The organism is Alkalibacterium thalassium (assembly GCF_900101165.1).
GTDB lineage: Bacteria > Bacillota > Bacilli > Lactobacillales > Carnobacteriaceae_A > Alkalibacterium > Alkalibacterium indicireducens.
This window is the reverse complement of sequence record NZ_FNFK01000011.1, coordinates 1-19,706: the sequence shown is the minus strand read 5'-3', so window position 1 is coordinate 19,706 and position 19,706 is coordinate 1. Positions and strand designations below refer to the sequence as shown.

The window sequence follows — 19,706 nt, the reverse complement described above, 5'->3', positions numbered from 1 at the left end:
TGACGCAGGAACGACTAATGAAATAAACAAATTTTGAAGTTATCCACATGTTATCCACAGCCAGCAAAGAGGAGGATTAAATGAAAAACCCCCGGTGGGCCGTCTGTCAGACGCCCCACCGGGGGTTTAGTAGTCTAATATCACTATCAGTATGATTATTCTACAGTTACTGACTTAGCCAGGTTACGAGGCTTGTCTACATCATTCCCACGATGCAGGCTGCAGTAGTATGAAAGCAGCTGAGTCGGGATGACGCTGACTAAAGCTGACAGCAGTGGATTGACTTTAGGAATCACGATGTGGTCACCCGGGCGGTCCAGTCCATCCATTGAAATGACCATAGTATGAGCGCCACGTGCACGTGTTTCCTGAAGGTTGCCGCGGGTATGTCCGGCTACAGCCTGTTCAGTCACGATCGCAATGACTGGTGTACCTTTCTCAATCAGAGCGATCGTTCCATGTTTCAGTTCACCTGCAGCGAATCCTTCTGTCTGGATATAGGAAATCTCTTTCAGCTTAAGTGCAGCTTCGAGAGCGACATGATAGTCCATGCCACGGCCAATGTAGAACGCATTGCGTGTGATGCTCAAGTATTCAGATGCAAGCTCTTCGATCACGTCTTTTTCATCAACGAGCGTCTGCATAGCATTTGCAACTATACCAAGATCGTGAATCATTGTCGGCTCATCGATCAGACCTTTTTCCATACCGACCACTTCAGATAAAATAGCCAGAACAGCAATCTGAGCCGTGTAGGCTTTTGTAGAAGCTACAGCAATTTCCGGACCTGCATTCAGAAGCAGGGTGAAGTTGGATTCTCTGGATAATGTTGAACCGGCCACGTTTGTCACAGTAAGAGACGGATGACCCAGTTCGTTCATTTTGACCAGTACCTGACGGCTGTCTGCCGTTTCCCCACTTTGAGAGATGAAGATGAAAAATGGTTTTTCAGGAAGCAGAGGCGTATGATAGCCGAATTCACTTGATACATGCACTTCTGTTGGAATATTCGTCATCTCTTCCAGAAGTTTTTTGCCAACTAGACCGGCATGATAACTTGTTCCGGCCGCGATAATATAAATGCGGTCAGAGTCCATCATAGTGCTGACGATTTCAGGATCGATGGACAACTTGCCTTCCTCATCCTGATATTTCAGAACGAGCTTACGCATAACGGCTGGCTGCTCGTCGATTTCTTTAAGCATATAGTAAGGATAGGTGCCTTTTTCAAGGTCATTGGAATCCAGTTCTGCGATATAGTGGTTTCTTTCAATAATATCGCCGCTGAAGTTCTCGATGGACAGACTGTCTTTAGTCACGACTGCAACTTCTTTGTCCATTAATTCTACGAACTGATTCGTTTCCTTGATCATAGCCATGGCATCACTACAGATAACATTGAAGCCGTCTCCTTTACCTAGAAGCAGAGGACTCTTGTTTTTAGCGGCATAGATAACATCTGGATCTTCCTTGTCGATCAGAGCAATAGCGTATGAACCTTCAAGGGTCACGATGGTTTTTTTGAAGGCATCAAGTGTATCCAGACCTTCGTTTTCTGCAAACCAGGCTATCAGCTGAACAATGATTTCCGTGTCAGTTTCGCTGACCAGTTCAACATCTTCAAGATAAGCATCTTTTACTTCCTGATAATTTTCGATTACACCATTATGTACAATGGTATAGCGACCGCTAGTTGACTGATGAGGATGGGCGTTGCGTACACTAGGTTCACCATGAGTAGCCCAGCGGGTATGTCCGATTCCAGCATTAGCTTCGACCGATCCGTCGACTGTATCTCGTAAGGCTGCAATACGGCCCTTTTCTTTAAATAAATGGCCGTCATTCTGTTCTCTGATGACATAAATCCCGGCAGAGTCATAGCCCCGGTATTCCAGTTTTTCAAGTCCGTGTAATAATACTTCTTTAGCGTCTTTCGATCCAATGTATCCAACGATTCCACACATGTGTATCCCTGCTTTCTTATAGATTAAATGTTTTAGCCCACTTAACTGAAGTGGTATAGTTGTTAGTTGTGTTGTGGTGTAGTAGTTGCTTATGCAAGCATAATAATATTAAAAGCAAATATGTTAAAAGTCAACCATTTTTACTGATTATTTTTTCTGATTGGTATAGTCATTTTGCTGGATGCGGGCGGGAGCTTTTAATCATGAATGCACGGTACAGCTCTTATATAATAAGGAGGGCGGACAGTTAAGTCAACTGCATGTTCTGGAGGTTTAGAGAACATTAAAAATTTGTTGACAAATATATGTATAAAAATTGTCATATGTTTTTTATTGTGTTATGATAGCGACGAGCGAAATTATAAAGATAGTTCTATCCCATTTATCTCTTATATAAAAGAGATGTAAGATATTAGGAGGGAATGTACAAAATGAGTTATAAAAAACTATTAGGTTTGCTGGCAGTATCTACACTTGCACTAGCTGCGTGTGATACAGATGGAGATCCAAGCCCGACACCAGACGTCGAAGAAGAAGAAGTAGAAGACGATGCTGAGGTTGAAGATGTAGAAGAAACTCCAGAAGACGAAACTGATGAGGATGCCGGAAACGGTGAAAGTGCTCACGATATCATTGACGGAATCGGAAGCGATCTAGGTTACACTGCATCTATCGAGCTGGAAATCGTTGGTGGAACTTGGTCTCAGGAAGGATATGTATTCACACCTGAAGACGGAGAAGCTACAGTTAACGGTTCAGCTGTTGGAGAAGGAGACGTCTATGCCTACGTTCTTCAGGACGGGGAAGTAGTAGAAACACCTGCAGTCGAAGATGGAGCATTCAGCTTTACAGTTGAAGCTACAGATTCTGATCAGGAATACCAAGTCGGTGTATCTGAAGAAGAATTGTATGAAGTAGGCGATGAAGGTGACGTCGAAGAGTTCGTTAGATTCGAAAACATCATCATCTTAGCTCCCGGTGAATAATTTTAAATAATACAGACCAGAGGTTTCTCGTGAGCGAGGGGAGCCTCTGTTTTTTTGCTGAGAATCTTCATATAATCTTAAAACTCCTATAGTATAATTGATAAAATAACAGCAAATTAAAGGAATGACTAATATGCAATGGCTTCAGAAAATTCTGTTTTATATGTCAGGTCGGTATGGCTTTGATGAGTTATCAAAAGTGCTGATGGCTGCCGGCCTGGTTTTCGGTATCCTGGCTAACTTTATTGGGGGCATCTGGGTCTCAGCTGCTGGAATTGCTCTGCTCGCCTATGGTGCGCTCAGGATCCTCTCCAGAGATAAGGCAAACCGCTATAGAGAACTTCAGAAATATTTATCTGTCAAGCAGACCGTTCAGCTGAAAACAAGGAAACTAAGAAACAGGTGGGCTCAGCGAAAAGCGTATAAAATCGTTAAATGTCCTAACTGTAGACAGCAGATCCGTCTCCCGAGAGGAAGGAAGAAACTGCGGGTGACTTGCCCTAAATGTCAGGATACATTCATTAAAAAAACCTGATCGATCACCGGAGGGAAAAGTGACTTCCAAATATGGTACAATAGAATAAATAAAAAAACTGAACGACAGTTTCGTTCAGCTTTTTTTGCATGTACAAAACGTTAAGGAGTTTCTATAATATGAAATTAATAATAGGGTTAGGCAATCCGGGAGCTAAATACGCTCAGACTAAACATAACATTGGATTTATTACATTAGATGAAATAGCTTTTCAAAGAGGCTGGACATTCAACCGGTCCAACTTTGAATCAGTTTATGCAGAGGGGATGGTCGGAACTGAAAAGGTCATCCTGATCAAGCCTCAGACTTATATGAATGAATCGGGACGTTCAGTGAGACAGTGGCTGGACTACTATGACTGTAGTGTGGAAGACATAGTTGTCGTCTATGATGATATGGACCTGCCGATTGGTAAAATCCGGCTGAGACAGAAGGGTGGTGCCGGTGGACATAATGGCATCAAGAGTATGATCGATCATCTCGGGACGAAACAGTTCAATCGTCTCCGAATCGGTGTCGGACGCCCATATGAGAATCAGTCGGTCGTCTCTCATGTCCTGAGTCCCTTTCACAAATCGACGCATGAAGAGGTGCTTCTTTCAGTGAAGAAAGCAGCCGATGCCGCTTTATACTGGGTCGAGGGTCATTCGTTTACTGACACGATGACACAATTTAACTAAATGAATTTTAGAGAAAAGGAGAAAATAGCGTGGCAGACTTACACACATTAATTAGCGAGAAACCATCCGTTAAAGAACTTTTTTCTCAAATGGGAAAAAAGAGGAAGCACCTCATAACTGGAATGGCAGGATCGGCGCGGACATTAGTGCTCAAATCATTATTTGAAGAAGAATCTAGACAGCTCGTCGTGGTCACTCAAAATGTCTATCATGCCAATCAGCTCATAACCGATTTAACTGGTCTCATTCCTGATGACCAGCTCTTTCTGTTTGCAGTGGACGATATGATCCATGCTGAAATGGCCGTCTCTTCTCCGGAATCCCGGGCAGAGCGCGTCAAGGCTCTAGATTTCATGCTGAAAAATAAACCGGGGGTGGTGGTCACTTCTCTGGCCGGGGCAAGAAAGCTTCTTCCCGATCCGGTCCTCTTTGCTCAGGCAGAGCTTTTATTCTCTATCGGAGATGAAGTAGAGCTTGAGCAGCTCCAGCGGAAACTTGCCGAGATGGGTTACAGGCGGGAGCAGAAAGTATCCGCTCCTGGAGAATTCAGCATTCGAGGCGGCATCATTGATGTGTATCCGCTGACTGAAGAAAAGCCTGTCAGAATTGAGCTGTTTGATGTGGAAATCGATTCACTAAGGTACTTTGATGCGGACACTCAAAGGTCTGAACAGAATATTGAAACCGTAAAAATCATCCCTGCTACAGATACCTTACTCTGTATAGAGGAAAAAGATGCCATCATCACCCGGTTTGAGAAAGCACTGGCCTCGTCACTGAAAAAAACAAAGGACGAAGACCAGCAGACTAATCTGAATGAGACAGTCAGGGATATCATAGATACGATCAAAGACGAAACTTACAGCGAAGAGCTGGTCAGATATGCGGATCTTTTGTATAAGGATAAAGCGACCCTCATCGACTATGCGTCGGATGATGCGATCGTCGTCATGGATGAATACCCACGTATACTTGAAAACGAAGCAAGATTGGAAGAAGAGGAGGGTGAATGGGTTACATCCCAGTTATCTCAGGGGAATATCCTCATCAATCAGTCCTTCTCGAAAAATTTCAGAGACACACTCAAAGGTTCAGAACTGAATCAGCTTTATTTCTCACTGTTCCAGAAAGGAATGAAAGGACTCCGACTGGACAGCATCCATGCCTTTCAGTATCGGACGATGCAGAAATTCTTTGGACAGATGAACCTAGTCAAGACGGAAATGGACCGCTGGTTGAAACAGGATTATACTGTCATTGTCATGACAGAAAGTGAAGACCGGGCGGAAAAAGTACATCAGACTCTTCTCAATTTTGAGATTCCGAGTACCTTATCGGACAGGGATCATTTAAAAGAAGGCATTATACAGGTCATCAGTGGAAGTGTCATGACGGGATTTGAGCTGCCTCATGAAAAAATTGCGGTACTGACAGAGAAAGAGCTCTTCAATAGACTGCCTAAAAAGAAACCGAGAAGACAGAATCTGTCGAATGCTGAAAGACTGAAAAGCTACTCTGAACTGGACAAAGGCGACTACGTGGTGCATGTCAATCATGGGATCGGTCAGTTCATGGGCATGGAAACCATGGAAATTGGTGGGGTGCATCAGGATTACCTCAGTGTTGTGTACAAGGATTCATCGAAACTGTTCATACCTGTGACACAGCTGAATCTCCTCCAGAAGTATGTGTCATCAGAAGGGAAATCCCCCAAACTGAATAAACTGGGAGGCACATCATGGGCGAAAACGAAGAAAAAAGTAGCCTCTCAGGTTGAAGACATAGCAGATGAGCTGGTCGAGCTGTATGCTGAACGAGAGCAGAGAACCGGCTATGCCTTCTCCAAAGACAATGCCTATCAGAGGGAGTTCGATGATGCGTTTCCTTACACAGAAACGGATGACCAGCTTCGCTCGATTCGTGAAGTGAAAAAAGATATGGAAAAAGACAAGCCTATGGATCGCCTGATCGTAGGAGATGTTGGTTACGGAAAAACAGAAGTAGCTATGCGTGCCATTTTCAAAGCAGTTCAGGACGGGAAACAGGTGGCATTTTTGGTGCCAACTACCGTTCTGGCTCAACAGCATTACAATACTATGCTAGAACGATTTGCTGATTTTCCTGTGGAGATCGGACTGCTGAGTCGTTTCCGTACAGGTAAGCAGCTGAAAGAAACTGTCGACGGACTGAAAAAAGGACACATAGATGTCGTCGTCGGGACGCATAGAGTTCTGTCTAAAGATATTGTCTTTCAGGATCTGGGGCTGCTTATTGTAGACGAAGAGCAGCGCTTCGGAGTCAAGCACAAGGAAAGACTGAAACAGTTGAAAAGCGAGGTGGATGTGCTGACGCTGACGGCCACCCCTATTCCCCGGACTCTTCATATGTCCATGCTGGGTGTGAGAGATCTGTCAGTGATAGAAACTCCGCCGGCCAACCGCTACCCGGTACAGACTTACGTTATGGAGATGAATGGGGCAGTGGTAGCTGAATCGATCAAACGAGAAATGGCTAGAGGCGGTCAGGCATTCTATCTGCACAACCGTGTCAGCACGATCGAGCAGCGGGTAGACGAACTTCAGCAGCTCGTTCCCGAAGCCCGAATTGCGCATGCACACGGACAGATGACAGAAGTTCAGCTGGAGAACATTCTATACCAGTTCATACAGGGAGAGTATGATCTGCTCGTCACAACGACGATCATTGAAACAGGGGTCGATATCCCTAACGTCAATACGCTTATCGTAGAGGATGCTGACCGTATGGGCTTGTCCCAGCTTTATCAGTTGAGGGGACGGGTCGGTCGGAGCAGCCGGATTGCCTATTCGTATTTCATGCATCAACCGAACAAGATTCTGACAGAAGTCAGTGAAAAAAGGCTGCAGGCGATCAAGGACTTTACCGAACTCGGATCAGGTTTCAAGATTGCCATGAGAGACCTTGCCATACGTGGGGCTGGTAACCTCTTAGGGCAGCAGCAGCACGGATTCATCGACAGTGTCGGATTTGATCTGTATTCACAGATGCTCGAAGAAGCAGTTGCACGAAAACGCGGGGACAAGCGTCACCAGAAAACGGTGGTGGAAATGGATCTGTCGGTCGATGCTTACTTGCCTGGAACGTATGTCCAGGATGAACGTCAGAAAATCGAGCTGTACAAGCGTATCAGACAGTTTTCTTCCGATGAGGACTATGTAGAGCTTCAGGATGAACTGATCGACCGCTTTGGGGACTACCCTCAGGAAGTCGCAGATCTGCTCTCAGTAGGTCTGCTCAAGATGTACAGTGAACAGGCGCTTATAGAACTGATTAGGCGTGATGGAAACAATCTGACTGTCGTCTTCTCGAAGGCCGGAACGACGCGTCTTCCACTTCCTGAAGTGTTCAAGGCGCTTAAACCGATCACGTTGAAAACAGATATGCAGGCAGAGGAGAAACTGACTGTCGCATTTAAGCTGACCAGTCGGACGTCTGTCAATGAATGGCTGGATGCGCTGGTTCTCTTTTCTAAAAATACAGCGGAGTATCTGATTGAAAAAGAGAAAAGAGAAGAAGAGGAACAGCAGAAACAGTCAGCTGATCCACAGAAATAACCCGATCAGATAGGAAAAAGTATCCGTCCGGAACTGAGACGAATTGTCTGCAATGAACAAAGAATCTTATCTGCTGCCTGATGTCGTCGGAGTAGGCAGCATCAAGCAGTTGTCAATACATCATCATAAGGAGGCAGTTATGCACACCATCACTATAGTCGGGCTGGGACCTGGAGAAAAACAGCAGATGCCATTGAGTGTATATGAGAAGCTCATGAACAGTCAGTCGGTATTTGTCAGAACATCGGACCATCCTGCCTTAAACGAACTGAAAGAAGAAGGACTCGTCTTTGAATCGATGGACTACCTCTACGACCAGTATAGTAAAGATTTTAATAAAGTCTATCAGGCGATTGTCGAAAAGTTGATAACAGAAGCACAAAGCAGGGAAGTGCTTTACGCCGTTCCGGGTCATCCTATGGTTGCTGAGAAGACGGTCAAGGATCTGCTGGAACAATATGACAAAGTCGAAATCCTGGACGGAAAAAGTTTTCTCGATGATCTGTTCAAAGCTGTCCACATCGATCCGGTCGAAGGGTTCCAGCTGGTTGATTCCTTTGAGCTGAATCATGATCTGGTTCAGACTGGTCAGCATATCATCGTCATGCAAGTGTTTAATGCATTAATGGCAGGAGAAGTTAAACTGACTTTAATGGAGAAATATCCGGATGACCATCAGGTGGCAGTTATCGATGGCGCTGGAACATCTGAGGAAAAAGTGCAGTGGCTCCCATTATTTGAAATGGACCGTTTTGACGGTGTGTTCAATTTGAGGTCGCTGTATGTCCCGCCGTTGACTCAGGACGAACAAGTGACGTCACTATCCACCCTTCAGTATTATATAGACAGGGTTACCGGAGAAGATGGGGATGCATGGATCATTGAGCAGACCCCGCTTTCTCTGGTGGAATACATCAGAGAAGAAACAGAAGAACTGATCGAAGCCATCGAACGGGAAGATATAGATAATTGGATGGAGGAACTGGGAGACGTCCTTGTTCAGATACTTTACCAGACCAATGCAGCTGAAAAAGAGGGACTCTTTACATTCGAAGAGGTGCTTGGAAGTGTGAACCGCAAAATGAGACGCCGTCACCCTCATGTCTTTGACGGTGTGAGTGCATCCACGCCGGAAGAAGTCGATGCCATCTGGCAGAAAATCAAACAGGAAGAGAAGAGGTTGAGAGATGAGACTTGATAAATTTCTTAAAGTGTCACGTATAATCAAAAGAAGATCTGTTGCAAAAGAAATTGCGGATAAAGACCGTATACAGATCAATGGAAAGACAGCTAAATCTTCGAGTTCAGTAGCAGTTGAAGATGAACTGACGATACAGTTCGGAAACAAAACACTGAAAGTTAGAGTCGATAATATAAAAGACACAACGAAAAAAGATGAAGCAAAAGATCTATATACTGTGCTGGAAGAGACCTATAAGGAGTCTGACAACAACTGACTGATCAGTTAGACACAATCAGAACCGCTTGATTTAGCGGAACTGATTGTGTCTTTTTCATTACAATTTAAATCTGGACCGGTTTCCTCTCCAGAGCATCTTTATCATTCGGCTTATTCTTGGTATACTTTAATCACGATTCCCTGAATTGGAAGAAGGAGGAGCAATCACTATGGGAAATAAAAAACCACGTATTGCCCGTATGAAAAACGACTTTATAGAAACGAAGACCCTGGAAAATATTAGAGCGCATAAAAGACGTAAAAAGCTGAAAAGAAGGATGCGTATCATCGTCGCAGCAGGCATGCTTCTGGTTGTTCTGGCTGGAAGTACCCTGGCAAGATATTATATTAAACTTCAGGATCTGGAGGAACAGAGAGTGGTAGCACAGCAGGAACTGGAATCTCTGGACCTCCAGCAGGAAGAACTAGCTTACTATATCGGTCTCCTGGAAGACGAGGAGTATGTAACCAAGCTCGCTAGAAGCGAGTATTATCTGACAAAGGATAACGAAATCGTCTTCAGCTTCCCGGATGACCGAAATCCGGATCATCTGGAAGCCACTGATGAAAATCCGGATGCTGACGAAGAAGAAACGGACGAAGAATGACAAAACCCGAACAATCGAGAGTGATTTATCAAGATTCTTCTATATAGACCTTTATTCTTAAAAAATTGCATGGTATAATTGTTTCAAATTATTTAGGAGGAAACATAGAAAATATGTCAATTGAAGTTGGAAGCAAAGTAGAAGGTAAAGTCACGGGTATTGCCAATTTTGGTGCGTTTATTGATTTAGGCAATAACAAGACAGGGTTAGTTCACATCAGTGAAGTGTCAGACAGTTATGTAGAAAACATCAATGAAGAACTGGAAGTTGGCCAGACCGTTACAGTGAAAGTCTTATCTATAGCAGATGACGGCAAAATCGGACTATCTCTTCGCAAAGCCCAGGACAAGCCTGCTGAATCAGCTCCAAAACCTAAAGCGCCAAGTCGTGAGCGTTCAAGTTCTTCTTCAAATAAAAGAACCAGCTCAGCTCCGAAAAAACAGGACTTCGACTCTCTAATGAGTTCATTCCTGAAAGACAGTGAAGACCGCTTGACCTCCATTAAACGAAACACTGAAAACAAACGCGGTGGACGTGGCGGAAGAAGAAGTTGACACATTAACATTTAAATCATAAGAGAAAGGGTTTGGGGGGAGTCCCTGAACCCTTTTTAATTGGAATATCCAATGTCTGAAAGGTGGGAGAAGATGGATCTGCTCCAGCAGTTTACTGAACACATTAGAACGCTCGATGCCTGGGAACCTGACGAACCGGTCATCGTCGCAGTATCGGGAGGGGTTGATTCTGTCGTCCTCCTTGACCTGATGGGCAGGCTGCCAGAGGATGTCAAACCGAATATTATAATTGCTCATGTCAATCATCATCTGAGAGGGATCTCTGATGATGAGGAATCGGCAGTCAGAAAACTTGCTGAACGATACACTGTTCCTGTTTACGTCCATCACTGGCGAAAAGAAGACCACCCGGACTCAGGCATCGAGAAAGCGGCAAGAGATATTCGTTATTCCTTTTTCAAAGAGATTGCCCAGCGGATGGGCAGCCGTGCAGTTCTGACTGCCCATCATAAGGATGACCAAGTTGAAACGATCCTCATGAAGCTGGTCAGAGGCAGTGCGCTGGAAGAACTGAAAGGTATATCAGCTAAACGATCAGAGGGGACAGTTACGATAGTCAGGCCACTACTGCCATTTACCAAGAAAAATCTGATATCCTACGCAGAACAAAGACAGCTGCGCTGGGCTGAAGATGAGTCCAATGCATCGGTAAAGTTTACGAGAAATCGATACAGGCAGACAATTCTACCGCTTCTCAGATCTGAAAACCCAGCAGTTGACGATCATCTGATCCGGTTTACAGAAGATCTCGATAGTCTTCTGTCCCTCTCTGCCCCATGTGTCGAAGAGTGGAAAAAAGACATACTATCATTTGATAATGACGCTCTGTACATCATGGTTCCTGCTCTTAAACAGGCGGATGAGGCCTTGCAGAGACGGGTACTGAGCAGTGGGATCAAACAGTGGTCCAGCAAGCAGTCCTACACTCTCGGGCACAAGCACATACAGATGATCATTGACTGGCTGAAAGCGTCTAGTCCTAATACGACACTGGATCTTCCGGGGGGGCTGACTGCAGAGAGAATGTATGATCGCTGCATGATTCGAAAAAAAGAGTCTGACAGCAGGTATGAGATCGAAAGCGAAAATGAAATTGAGAAGAAACTGGCAGTCGGTCAATGGATCGAACTGGAGGACGGCAGCTCGATGGGGTTGCTCACCTATGAATCATTCCGGTCCAGGGAATCAAGTCAGAATGAACGACATCTGTATCTTGGAATTCCATTACAGAGCACCCCATTGACAATACGTCACAGACACAATGGAGACAGGATGACTGTCAGGGGAATGACTGGAACAAAGAAAGTGAAAGATATTTTTATAGATCAGAAAATACCGAGAAAAGACAGAGAGCGGGCTTGGGTCGTGACAGACAGTACAGGTCGCATTTTATGGGTCGTTGACCTTAAGGAATCTGCATTGTCACTGGACCCTAGAACTGATACAATTAGCTACGTACTCGTATATGAAAGAATGTAAATTTAAAAGTAAAGAGTAGATGAAAAGGAGATCATGACATGAGAAATGAAATTGAAAGCATACTGATATCTGAAGAGGAAATTATGGAGAAAGTTCAGGAGCTTGGTGAGCTTCTTGGCAAGGAATATGACGGGAAAAACCCTCTATTGGTTGGTGTACTTAAAGGTGCTCTGCCATTTATGGCAGATCTAATCAAAAAGATGGACATACACCTGGAAATCGACTTCATGGATGTATCAAGCTACGGAAAAGAAATGGTCTCATCTGGAGAAGTCAAGATCCTGAAAGACTTAGATACAAACGTCGAAGGCCGACACGTCCTTTTCGTGGAAGATATTATCGATACTGGGGGTACTCTGGCTTACCTGAAGGATCTTTTCAAATACCGTCAAGCAGCTTCGGTCAAAATCGTCACGCTGCTGGACAAGCCGTCCGGCCGTAAAATCGATATTCATGCCGACTGGGTAGGGTTTACAGTGCCGCACAAATTCGTAGTGGGCTACGGACTGGACTATGTTGAAAATTACCGTAACCTGCCATTCATAGGCGTCCTTAAGCCTGAAATCTACCGGTAGTCAACTGACTTGTGAAAGAAGTATGGATTTTCAATGCTGAAAAAGCTAGTATATGAAATCATCAAACAAAATTCATAGTCAAAAATGGTCAAGTATGGTAACATGATATGGTATATTATTTTAAGTAAGTAACCTTAAAATGGATCACAATCAAAATCAGTTGATAGATGGAGGATGACATGAAGAAAGGATTTTTTAAGAGTGGATTCTTCTACGTCATCGTGTTTCTTGCAGTTATAGGTATTGCAAGTTGGGCGACTAGTGGCGGTGGAGATCAGGCTTCAGAAAGGGTTAGTTCAACCCAGTTTATCGAATATCTGGAAGATGATCGCATAGAAGAATTTCAGGTCCAGCCTACAGCTGGCGTATATGAGATAAGAGCGCAGTTTCGAGAAGGACAGGAAGTAGAAGTTGAACAGGATCAGGATGTCACATTGTTCGGTAGTCTTGATCAGCAGCAGGCTTCCCGATTTACAACTTATATTTTAGTTAACGACATTGTCGTTGATGAAATGTTCTCATTAGCAAGAGAAAATGATGTTAATATTGTGACGGTCGAAGAGCCGACAACCGGTGTCTGGACCAGTCTTCTGTTTACATTCCTGCCGATGCTTCTGTTCATCGGATTCATCTACTTTATGATGGGTCAGGCTGGACAAGGTGGCGGAGCAGGCGGTGGACGCGGAGTCATGAACTTCGGCAAGTCCAAAGCTAAAGAAACGGATGCCAAGACAAGTAAAGTCCGCTTCTCAGATGTTGCAGGAGCAGACGAAGAAAAAGAAGAACTCGTTGAAATCGTTGAATTCCTTAAGGATCCAAGGCGATTCTCAAATCTGGGTGCTCGAATTCCAGCAGGTGTGCTGCTTGAGGGGCCTCCCGGTACAGGTAAGACCTTGCTAGCGAAAGCAGTAGCGGGTGAAGCCGGCGTACCTTTCTTCTCGATCTCAGGTTCTGAGTTCGTTGAGATGTTCGTCGGAGTTGGGGCAAGTCGTGTACGTGACTTGTTCGAGAATGCCAAGAAAACTGCACCAGCCATCATCTTCATCGATGAGATCGATGCAGTCGGTCGTCAGCGTGGCGCTGGAATGGGTGGAGGTCATGATGAACGTGAACAGACACTTAATCAGCTGCTTGTTGAAATGGACGGATTTACCGGTAATGAAGGAATCATCGTCATTGCGGCTACCAACAGACAGGACGTTCTGGATCCGGCACTTCTGAGACCTGGACGTTTTGACAGACGCATCATGGTCGGCAGACCGGATGTTAAAGGACGTGAAGCGATCCTTAAAGTTCACTCCAAGAATAAACCGATGTCTCCTGATGTCGATTTGAAAGTTATCGCAAGACAGACCCCTGGATTTGCAGGAGCTGACCTTGAGAATCTGCTTAACGAAGCTGCGCTGGTCGCTGCAAGACGCGACAGTAAAGAAATAGAAGCAATGGATATTGACGAAGCATATGACCGGGTCATTGCAGGTCCAGCTAAGAAGGACCGAGTCATTTCCGAGACTGAACGAAGCATGGTTGCTTACCACGAAGCTGGACACACCATTGTCGGTTTAGTACTAAGTGATGCCCGTATCGTTCATAAGGTGACGATCGTCCCTCGTGGACGTGCCGGTGGATATGCCATCATGCTGCCTAAAGAAGACCGCTTCTTAATGACTAAGAAAGAGTTGTTCGAGCAGATCGTCGGCCTTCTTGGTGGACGTGTAGCTGAAGAGCTGATCTTCGGTTCTCAGTCAAGTGGGGCATCCAATGACTTCCAGCAGGCGACACAAATTGCCAGAAGCATGGTTACGGAATACGGGATGAGTGATCTGCTCGGACCAGTACAGTACGAAGGCGGCGGACAAGTATTCCTTGGAAGAGACTATTCTCAATCCAAGGCATATTCTGAACAGTTTGCCTATCAGATAGATCAGGAAGTTCTACGTATTCTTAATGAAGGACATGCAGAAGCTAAGCGAATCATTGAGGAGCATAAAGAGTCTCATGAACTAATTGCGCAAAAACTTCTTGAGTTTGAGACACTTGATGAGAAGCAAATCAAGTCTCTGTTTGAAGAAGGTGAAATGCCAGCTAAAAAAGGAGAGAAGCCGACTGAATTCCCACGCGAAAGCGCAGAAGCTGACCGTGATCCTGAAGAGGAACAAATCGGAACATCCTTCGAAGAAGTAAAAGCAGCAAGAGAAGAAAAAGAAAAAGCACGAGAGAAACAGTTTGAAGAGGGACAGTCAGATGAGTCCGACAGTCAAACAACAGACTCAGAAGAATCTTCTGAAGACGAAACGAAAGAATAACAGCTGAAGTAGAAGAGGAGGCGTATCATTAGCCCTCCTCTTCTTTCCATGTAAAATAAAGAATAAGATGCAGTAAATACTGAAATAAAGGATCGTGAATAGTGTGTCAGATAAATTAATTAAAGCATTAGGATACAAAGATCAGGTCAGAGTCTACGTCGTTGATGCGACAGATATGATAAGAGAAGCACAGAAAAAACATGACACCTGGAGTGCAGCAACTTGTGCACTGGGACGTGCAATGGTGGGAACGACACTTCTGGGAGCCACATTAAAAGGTGAAGAAAAGCTGACCGTTCGAATCGATGGGGATGGTCCGATCGGATATCTTCTGATCGACAGCAATGGTAAAGGCGAGACAAAGGGATATATCAAGCATCCTCATATCAGCCTGCCTCTTAACGATCAGGGCAAAATCGATGTAAGAGGAGCAGTTGGAACCGAAGGCATGCTGACAGTCAGTAAGGACCTGGGAATGAAAGAACCCTTCGTAGGCCAGGTTCCACTGATCAGCGGAGAACTCGGTGAAGACTATACCTATTATATGGCAAACTCTGAACAGGTCCCTTCAGCGATCGGACTTTCTGTTCTGGTCAACCCGGATGAATCTGTAAAAGCTGCAGGAGGGTTCATGATTCAAGTCCTTCCTAACGCAGAGGATGAAACAATTGATAAAATCGAACAGGCTATTGCAGAATTACCTATGGTTTCACAGCTTATGGAAAAGGGAGAAACCCCAGAAGAGATTCTTGACCGATTAGTCGGAGATGGATCAGCACGAATTATTGATGGTTTGCCTGTCAGTTTTACTTGTGATTGTTCAAAGGAACGATTTAAAAATGCAATCATTACACTAGGTAAACAGGAAATAAATGACATGATAGATGAAGACGGCGGAGCGGAAGCAGTCTGCCAATTCTGTCGGACACCTTACCATTTCGACCGGAATGAACTGGAAGAACTGATGGAAGAAGCTGACGGGATCAATGGCTGATCTGAATTAAGTCAGGAAATCATCTTTATGCTGGAGTAAAGATATGGTACTATAATTCAGATAACAGGTATTAAGAGAACAGGAAAAGAAAGGTCGGGTTCTTAGAAGAACCCCTTGTTTCTATAAAAAACGTGTTTCCTGTATGAATACCTTACTGAAGAAAAGTCAATAGAATGGAGTGACAGGATTGTCTCAAGATACACATAACGAGGAAACACTGACTGATCAGCTGGTGGTACGCCGTCAGAAGATGAATGACCTTAAAGAGAGAGGCGTCGACCCGTTTGGCGGACGTTACGAACGAACACATTTTTCAGACGAACTTCATAAAGCACATGAAGATCAGTCAAAAGAAGAACTGGCAGAAAAAGAAATTACTGTTAAAATAGCGGGTAGACTGATGACTAAACGTGGCAAAGGAAAAGCCGGTTTTGCTCACCTTAAAGATAAAAATGGATCGATTCAGATTTATGTTAGAAAAGACGCCGTTGGTGATGAGCAATATGAGAGTTTCAAAACTGCCGATCTTGGTGATTTTCTAGGAATCGAAGGAACAGTCATGAAAACCAATACGGGCGAAGTAACGGTCCGCGCAACGGAATTGACTTATCTATCTAAAGCCCTGCGTCCTCTTCCTGATAAATACCACGGCCTGACAAATGTTGAACAGAAATATCGTCAGAGATACCTGGACCTTATTTCAAATGAAGAGAGTTATGACCGCTTTACTAAACGCAGCCGGATCATTCAGGAAATCAGAACGTATCTGAACTCACTGGATTATCTTGAAGTTGAGACACCTCTGCTGCATAATTTAGCTGGAGGAGCAGCTGCTCGTCCATTTACTACACATCATAATGCATTGGATATGGAACTGTATCTTCGAATAGCTATTGAACTGCATTTGAAACGCCTGATCGTCGGTGGGATGGAAAAAGTTTATGAAATTGGCCGAGTCTTTCGTAATGAGGGAATCGATACGACGCACAATCCCGAATTTACAATGCTTGAGCTGTATACAGCTTTCCATGATGTCGATGATGTAATGGACCTGACAGAAGACCTGATCCGTACAGTAACAGAAAACGTCCTGGGATCTACAGACATTCCTTATGGAGATGAAACGATTCAAATAGGTAAGAAGTGGGATCGTCGTCACATGGTCGATCTTATCAAAGAAGAAACGGGAATCGATTTCTTCCAGGACTATACAAATGAAGAAGCACGTCAGCTAGCTAAAGAGCATAATGTCCCGATTGACGATTATGCTACTTTTGGTCATGTAGTGAATGAGTTCTTTGAAACATTTGTCGAACATACGCTGATTCAGCCGACATTTGTATATGGTCATCCTCTGGAAATATCTCCTCTTGCTAAGAAAAATGAAGAAGATCCGCGTTTCACTAATCGCTTTGAGCTCTTTATAGCTAAACACGAATATGCGAATGCGTTCAGCGAACTGAATGATCCGATCGATCAGAGAGAACGATTTGAAGCGCAGTCTCTTGAAAAAGCGCAGGGAAATGACGAAGCGCACGATATTGATGAAGATTTCATCGAAGCACTTGAATACGGTATGCCGCCAACAGGTGGTTTAGGTATCGGTATAGACCGTCTGGTCATGCTTCTGACTGATTCTCACTCTATACGTGATGTTCTGCTCTTCCCTACAATGAAAAATATTGATTAACCGAAAATCTGGAAGCCACCCTTTGTGACTTCCAGATTTTTTACATAACTAAAAGAAGTCAGGAATTATAGTATGATTTTCTCGATAATATCTTCAAACTTCTATACTATAATAGGTAAGAGAATAAAGAATCAGGAGAAAGTGGGAATAAGAATGAAAAAGACAAGATGGATCAATTTTCTTGGGGGAAGCAATTTACTGTTTACGTTAGTCACACTAATTTTGATCGGTATCGTGGCGATAATATTTAACCAGGTCGACTATATTTTCACGCCTTTCTTTGTTATTGTGTCCAACATCTTAATGCCATTTGTTATTGCCTTATTATTGTATTACTTATTTAATCCATTCGTCGATTTTCTTGAAAAGAAAAAAGTCAAAAGAATATATGGAGTAGTCATATTATTTCTTCTACTTATCGGGGTATTGGTTGTAGGGATAGGTTCACTTTATCCCCTGCTTAGAGATCAGGTTACCAGCTTTGTAGAAAACTTTCCTGACTTTATCCAGTCGATCATTGCTTCAGTTACTGGATGGCTGGAAGATTTTCCTTTTGGCAATGAGATAGAATCGTTTATTGAAGAAGGAGAAGACTTTGTAACTTCGATACCAGACAACTTAAATCAGTATCTATCAGATGGATTCAGTGGGTTATCGGCGGTCATGACTGGTTTGACGAATGTAGTAGTAACAATCGTTACCTTCCCAATTATTCTGTTTTTCCTGCTGAAAGATGAAAAACGTTTCTTTTACGCAGTGCTGAGTATTGTCCCACCAAAATGGAGAGAAGATCTAATTAGAGTATCCTCTGAAGTTAATGATCAGGTGGGGGCTTATGTTAAAGGACAGCTTATCATTGCAACATCGATTGGTGTCATGATGTTCATTGGCTTCTCAATAATAAATTTGGAATTTAATGGGGTACTAGCAGTAATTGCCGGATTTACATCTATTATTCCTTATATCGGTCCGACGCTGGCCTTTATCCCGGCGCTTGTAATAGCATTGATCGATTCCTGGTGGATGGTTATACAGCTGCTTCTCGTCTGGGCAGTTGTTCAGTTCGTTGACGGAAATCTGATTGAGCCGAACGTTATGGGAAGACAGTTAAATGTTCACCCGCTGACTATTATTATAGTCCTGCTGGTCATGGGCGACCTCCTGGGACTATTCGGCCTGATTTTCGGTGTGCCGATTTATGCCATTCTTAAAGTCATCGTTGTTCATTTGTTTCAGCAGTTCAAGAAACGGTATAATAAATACTATGGGGACCTTGCTGGAGAATACGAAGTCAGAACAATCGAAGCTGCGGTCAGTGCAAAGAGCAAACATGACCCTCAGCTTAAGCGTAATATACAAATAGCGAAACTAAAAAATAAAAAAGAGAACAAGAAAGTTAAAGAAGATACTGAGGCTGGTCAATCAGGAGAAGAGCAGCTAGATGATTCAGTAGAAATCGATGATGAATAATAATTAAAAACTGGCCTGTCTTACAGACGGGCCAGTTTTTTTATAGAAAAGATGACATTTAACTGTTGACGATGATGCAGAAACCTGTTATTATTAATCTCGTTGCTGCAAAACATAAACACGTAACGGCAATGAGAAAAATAAAGTTGATTGTTGACAGTGAGTCGACAATGAGCTATAATAAAATAGCTGTCACACGAATGAAGGTAACGCTTTCAAGAGAGAAGTGCTCAGAAACTTTTTCAAAAAAAGTGTTGACCGCGAATCGGAGACATGGTACTATATAAAAGTTGTTGCGAAACGCAAGCAACACAAACTGAACGAGATAGATCTTTGAAAACTGAACAAAGTAGAAACAACCAAATGTGCCAGGGGTCTTCGATTCTTTTGGAGTCGAAAGCAACAAACGAGTTAACATGGTTAACTCACAAGTAATACAATGAGCAAGTCAAACTTAAAACGAGAGTTTGATCCTGGCTCAGGACGAACGCTGGCGGTATGCCTAATACATGCAAGTCGAACGCTGAAACACTCTGCTTGCAGAGTGTGGATGAGTGGCGAACGGGTGAGTAACACGTGGGGAACCTGCCCATAAGAGGGGGATAACATCCGGAAACGGGTGCTAATACCGCATAGGTGATCATAGCGCATGCTTAGATCATTAAAGATGGCTTCGGCTATCGCTTATGGATGGCCCCGCGGCGTATTAGCTAGTTGGTGAGGTAATGGCTCACCAAGGCTGTGATACGTAGCCGACCTGAGAGGGTGATCGGCCACACTGGAACTGAGACA

At 43.9% G+C, this 19,706-nt stretch carries 15 protein-coding genes and 1 rRNA gene; 15 read left to right on the top strand and 1 reads right to left on the bottom strand.

From position 1 onward, the window contains the following. Positions 1-155: 155 nt before the first annotated feature. Complete coding sequence (gene glmS / locus BLR76_RS04250) at positions 156-1,964, bottom strand: glutamine--fructose-6-phosphate transaminase (isomerizing) (protein WP_091265874.1); 1,809 nt, start codon at positions 1,962-1,964, stop codon at positions 156-158. A gap of 431 nt (positions 1,965-2,395) precedes the next feature. Here glmS and BLR76_RS04245 point away from each other — a divergent pair, with 431 nt between their 5' ends. The 15 genes from BLR76_RS04245 to BLR76_RS04175 form a co-directional block, all read left to right on the top strand. Then, the gene (locus tag BLR76_RS04245; RefSeq protein WP_091265871.1) at positions 2,396-2,950 is read left to right on the top strand and encodes a hypothetical protein; all 555 of its coding nucleotides are present in this window, start codon (positions 2,396-2,398) and stop codon (positions 2,948-2,950) included. Positions 2,951-3,083: 133 nt separating this feature from the next. Continuing rightward, positions 3,084-3,485, top strand: a complete 402-nt coding sequence (locus BLR76_RS04240; RefSeq protein WP_091265869.1) for a zinc ribbon domain-containing protein — start codon at positions 3,084-3,086, stop codon at positions 3,483-3,485. Between the two features lie 119 nt (positions 3,486-3,604). Next, entirely contained in the window at positions 3,605-4,165 is a 561-nt protein-coding gene (gene pth / locus BLR76_RS04235; protein WP_091265867.1) for an aminoacyl-tRNA hydrolase, read from the top strand. An 89-nt stretch (positions 4,166-4,254) separates the two neighbouring features. Next, entirely contained in the window at positions 4,255-7,758 is a 3,504-nt protein-coding gene (gene mfd, locus BLR76_RS04230; RefSeq protein WP_091265947.1) for a transcription-repair coupling factor, read from the top strand. Positions 7,759-7,810: 52 nt separating this feature from the next. Next, positions 7,811-8,956 (top strand): MazG nucleotide pyrophosphohydrolase domain-containing protein, encoded by a 1,146-nt coding sequence (locus BLR76_RS04225; protein WP_245683026.1) that lies wholly within the window; start codon positions 7,811-7,813, stop codon positions 8,954-8,956. Then, entirely contained in the window at positions 8,946-9,215 is a 270-nt protein-coding gene (locus BLR76_RS04220; protein ID WP_091265864.1) for an RNA-binding S4 domain-containing protein, read from the top strand. The genes BLR76_RS04225 and BLR76_RS04220 overlap by 11 nt, the downstream gene beginning before the upstream one ends. A 172-nt stretch (positions 9,216-9,387) precedes the next feature. Continuing rightward, on the top strand, positions 9,388-9,825 hold the full coding sequence (locus BLR76_RS04215; protein WP_091265861.1) for an FtsB family cell division protein: 438 nt from the start codon (positions 9,388-9,390) through the stop codon (positions 9,823-9,825). A gap of 113 nt (positions 9,826-9,938) precedes the next feature. Beyond that, positions 9,939-10,379 carry a S1 domain-containing RNA-binding protein gene (locus tag BLR76_RS04210; RefSeq protein ID WP_091265858.1) on the top strand — a complete coding sequence of 147 codons (441 nt, stop codon included), beginning with the start codon at positions 9,939-9,941 and terminating at the stop codon, positions 10,377-10,379. A gap of 72 nt (positions 10,380-10,451) precedes the next feature. Continuing rightward, positions 10,452-11,879, top strand: a complete 1,428-nt coding sequence (tilS, locus tag BLR76_RS04205; RefSeq protein ID WP_091265855.1) for a tRNA lysidine(34) synthetase TilS — start codon at positions 10,452-10,454, stop codon at positions 11,877-11,879. Between the two features lie 38 nt (positions 11,880-11,917). Next, positions 11,918-12,454, top strand: a complete 537-nt coding sequence (hpt, locus tag BLR76_RS04200) for a hypoxanthine phosphoribosyltransferase (protein ID WP_091265852.1) — start codon at positions 11,918-11,920, stop codon at positions 12,452-12,454. Between the two features lie 179 nt (positions 12,455-12,633). Continuing rightward, a complete protein-coding gene (gene ftsH / locus BLR76_RS04195; protein WP_091265849.1) occupies positions 12,634-14,760 on the top strand; it encodes an ATP-dependent zinc metalloprotease FtsH in 2,127 nt (708 codons plus the stop codon). A gap of 103 nt (positions 14,761-14,863) precedes the next feature. Continuing rightward, complete coding sequence (gene hslO, locus BLR76_RS04190; protein WP_091265846.1) at positions 14,864-15,754, top strand: Hsp33 family molecular chaperone HslO; 891 nt, start codon at positions 14,864-14,866, stop codon at positions 15,752-15,754. Positions 15,755-15,941: 187 nt separating this feature from the next. Continuing rightward, positions 15,942-17,444 (top strand): lysine--tRNA ligase, encoded by a 1,503-nt coding sequence (gene lysS / locus BLR76_RS04185; RefSeq protein ID WP_091265843.1) that lies wholly within the window; start codon positions 15,942-15,944, stop codon positions 17,442-17,444. Between the two features lie 153 nt (positions 17,445-17,597). Continuing rightward, positions 17,598-18,914 (top strand): AI-2E family transporter, encoded by a 1,317-nt coding sequence (locus tag BLR76_RS04180; protein WP_091265839.1) that lies wholly within the window; start codon positions 17,598-17,600, stop codon positions 18,912-18,914. A 455-nt stretch (positions 18,915-19,369) separates the two neighbouring features. Next, a 16S ribosomal RNA gene (locus tag BLR76_RS04175) occupies positions 19,370-19,706 on the top strand; the annotation flags it as partial.

What these genes read in the sequence shown, in the direction of transcription:
- hpt (WP_091265852.1), top strand. Translation starts at nt 11,918, where the DNA reads ATGAGAAATGAAATTGAAAGCATACTGATATCTGAAGAGGAAATTATG.
- BLR76_RS04240 (WP_091265869.1), top strand. Translation starts at nt 3,084, where the DNA reads ATGCAATGGCTTCAGAAAATTCTGTTTTATATGTCAGGTCGGTATGGC.
- ftsH (WP_091265849.1), top strand. Translation starts at nt 12,634, where the DNA reads ATGAAGAAAGGATTTTTTAAGAGTGGATTCTTCTACGTCATCGTGTTT.
- glmS (WP_091265874.1), bottom strand. Translation starts at nt 1,964, where the DNA reads ATGTGTGGAATCGTTGGATACATTGGATCGAAAGACGCTAAAGAAGTA.
- mfd (WP_091265947.1), top strand. Translation starts at nt 4,255, where the DNA reads ATGGGAAAAAAGAGGAAGCACCTCATAACTGGAATGGCAGGATCGGCG.
- tilS (WP_091265855.1), top strand. Translation starts at nt 10,452, where the DNA reads ATGTCTGAAAGGTGGGAGAAGATGGATCTGCTCCAGCAGTTTACTGAA.
- BLR76_RS04220 (WP_091265864.1), top strand. Translation starts at nt 8,946, where the DNA reads ATGAGACTTGATAAATTTCTTAAAGTGTCACGTATAATCAAAAGAAGA.
- BLR76_RS04180 (WP_091265839.1), top strand. Translation starts at nt 17,598, where the DNA reads ATGAAAAAGACAAGATGGATCAATTTTCTTGGGGGAAGCAATTTACTG.
- BLR76_RS04215 (WP_091265861.1), top strand. Translation starts at nt 9,388, where the DNA reads ATGGGAAATAAAAAACCACGTATTGCCCGTATGAAAAACGACTTTATA.
- pth (WP_091265867.1), top strand. Translation starts at nt 3,605, where the DNA reads ATGAAATTAATAATAGGGTTAGGCAATCCGGGAGCTAAATACGCTCAG.
- BLR76_RS04210 (WP_091265858.1), top strand. Translation starts at nt 9,939, where the DNA reads ATGTCAATTGAAGTTGGAAGCAAAGTAGAAGGTAAAGTCACGGGTATT.
- BLR76_RS04245 (WP_091265871.1), top strand. Translation starts at nt 2,396, where the DNA reads ATGAGTTATAAAAAACTATTAGGTTTGCTGGCAGTATCTACACTTGCA.
- BLR76_RS04225 (WP_245683026.1), top strand. Translation starts at nt 7,811, where the DNA reads ATGAACAAAGAATCTTATCTGCTGCCTGATGTCGTCGGAGTAGGCAGC.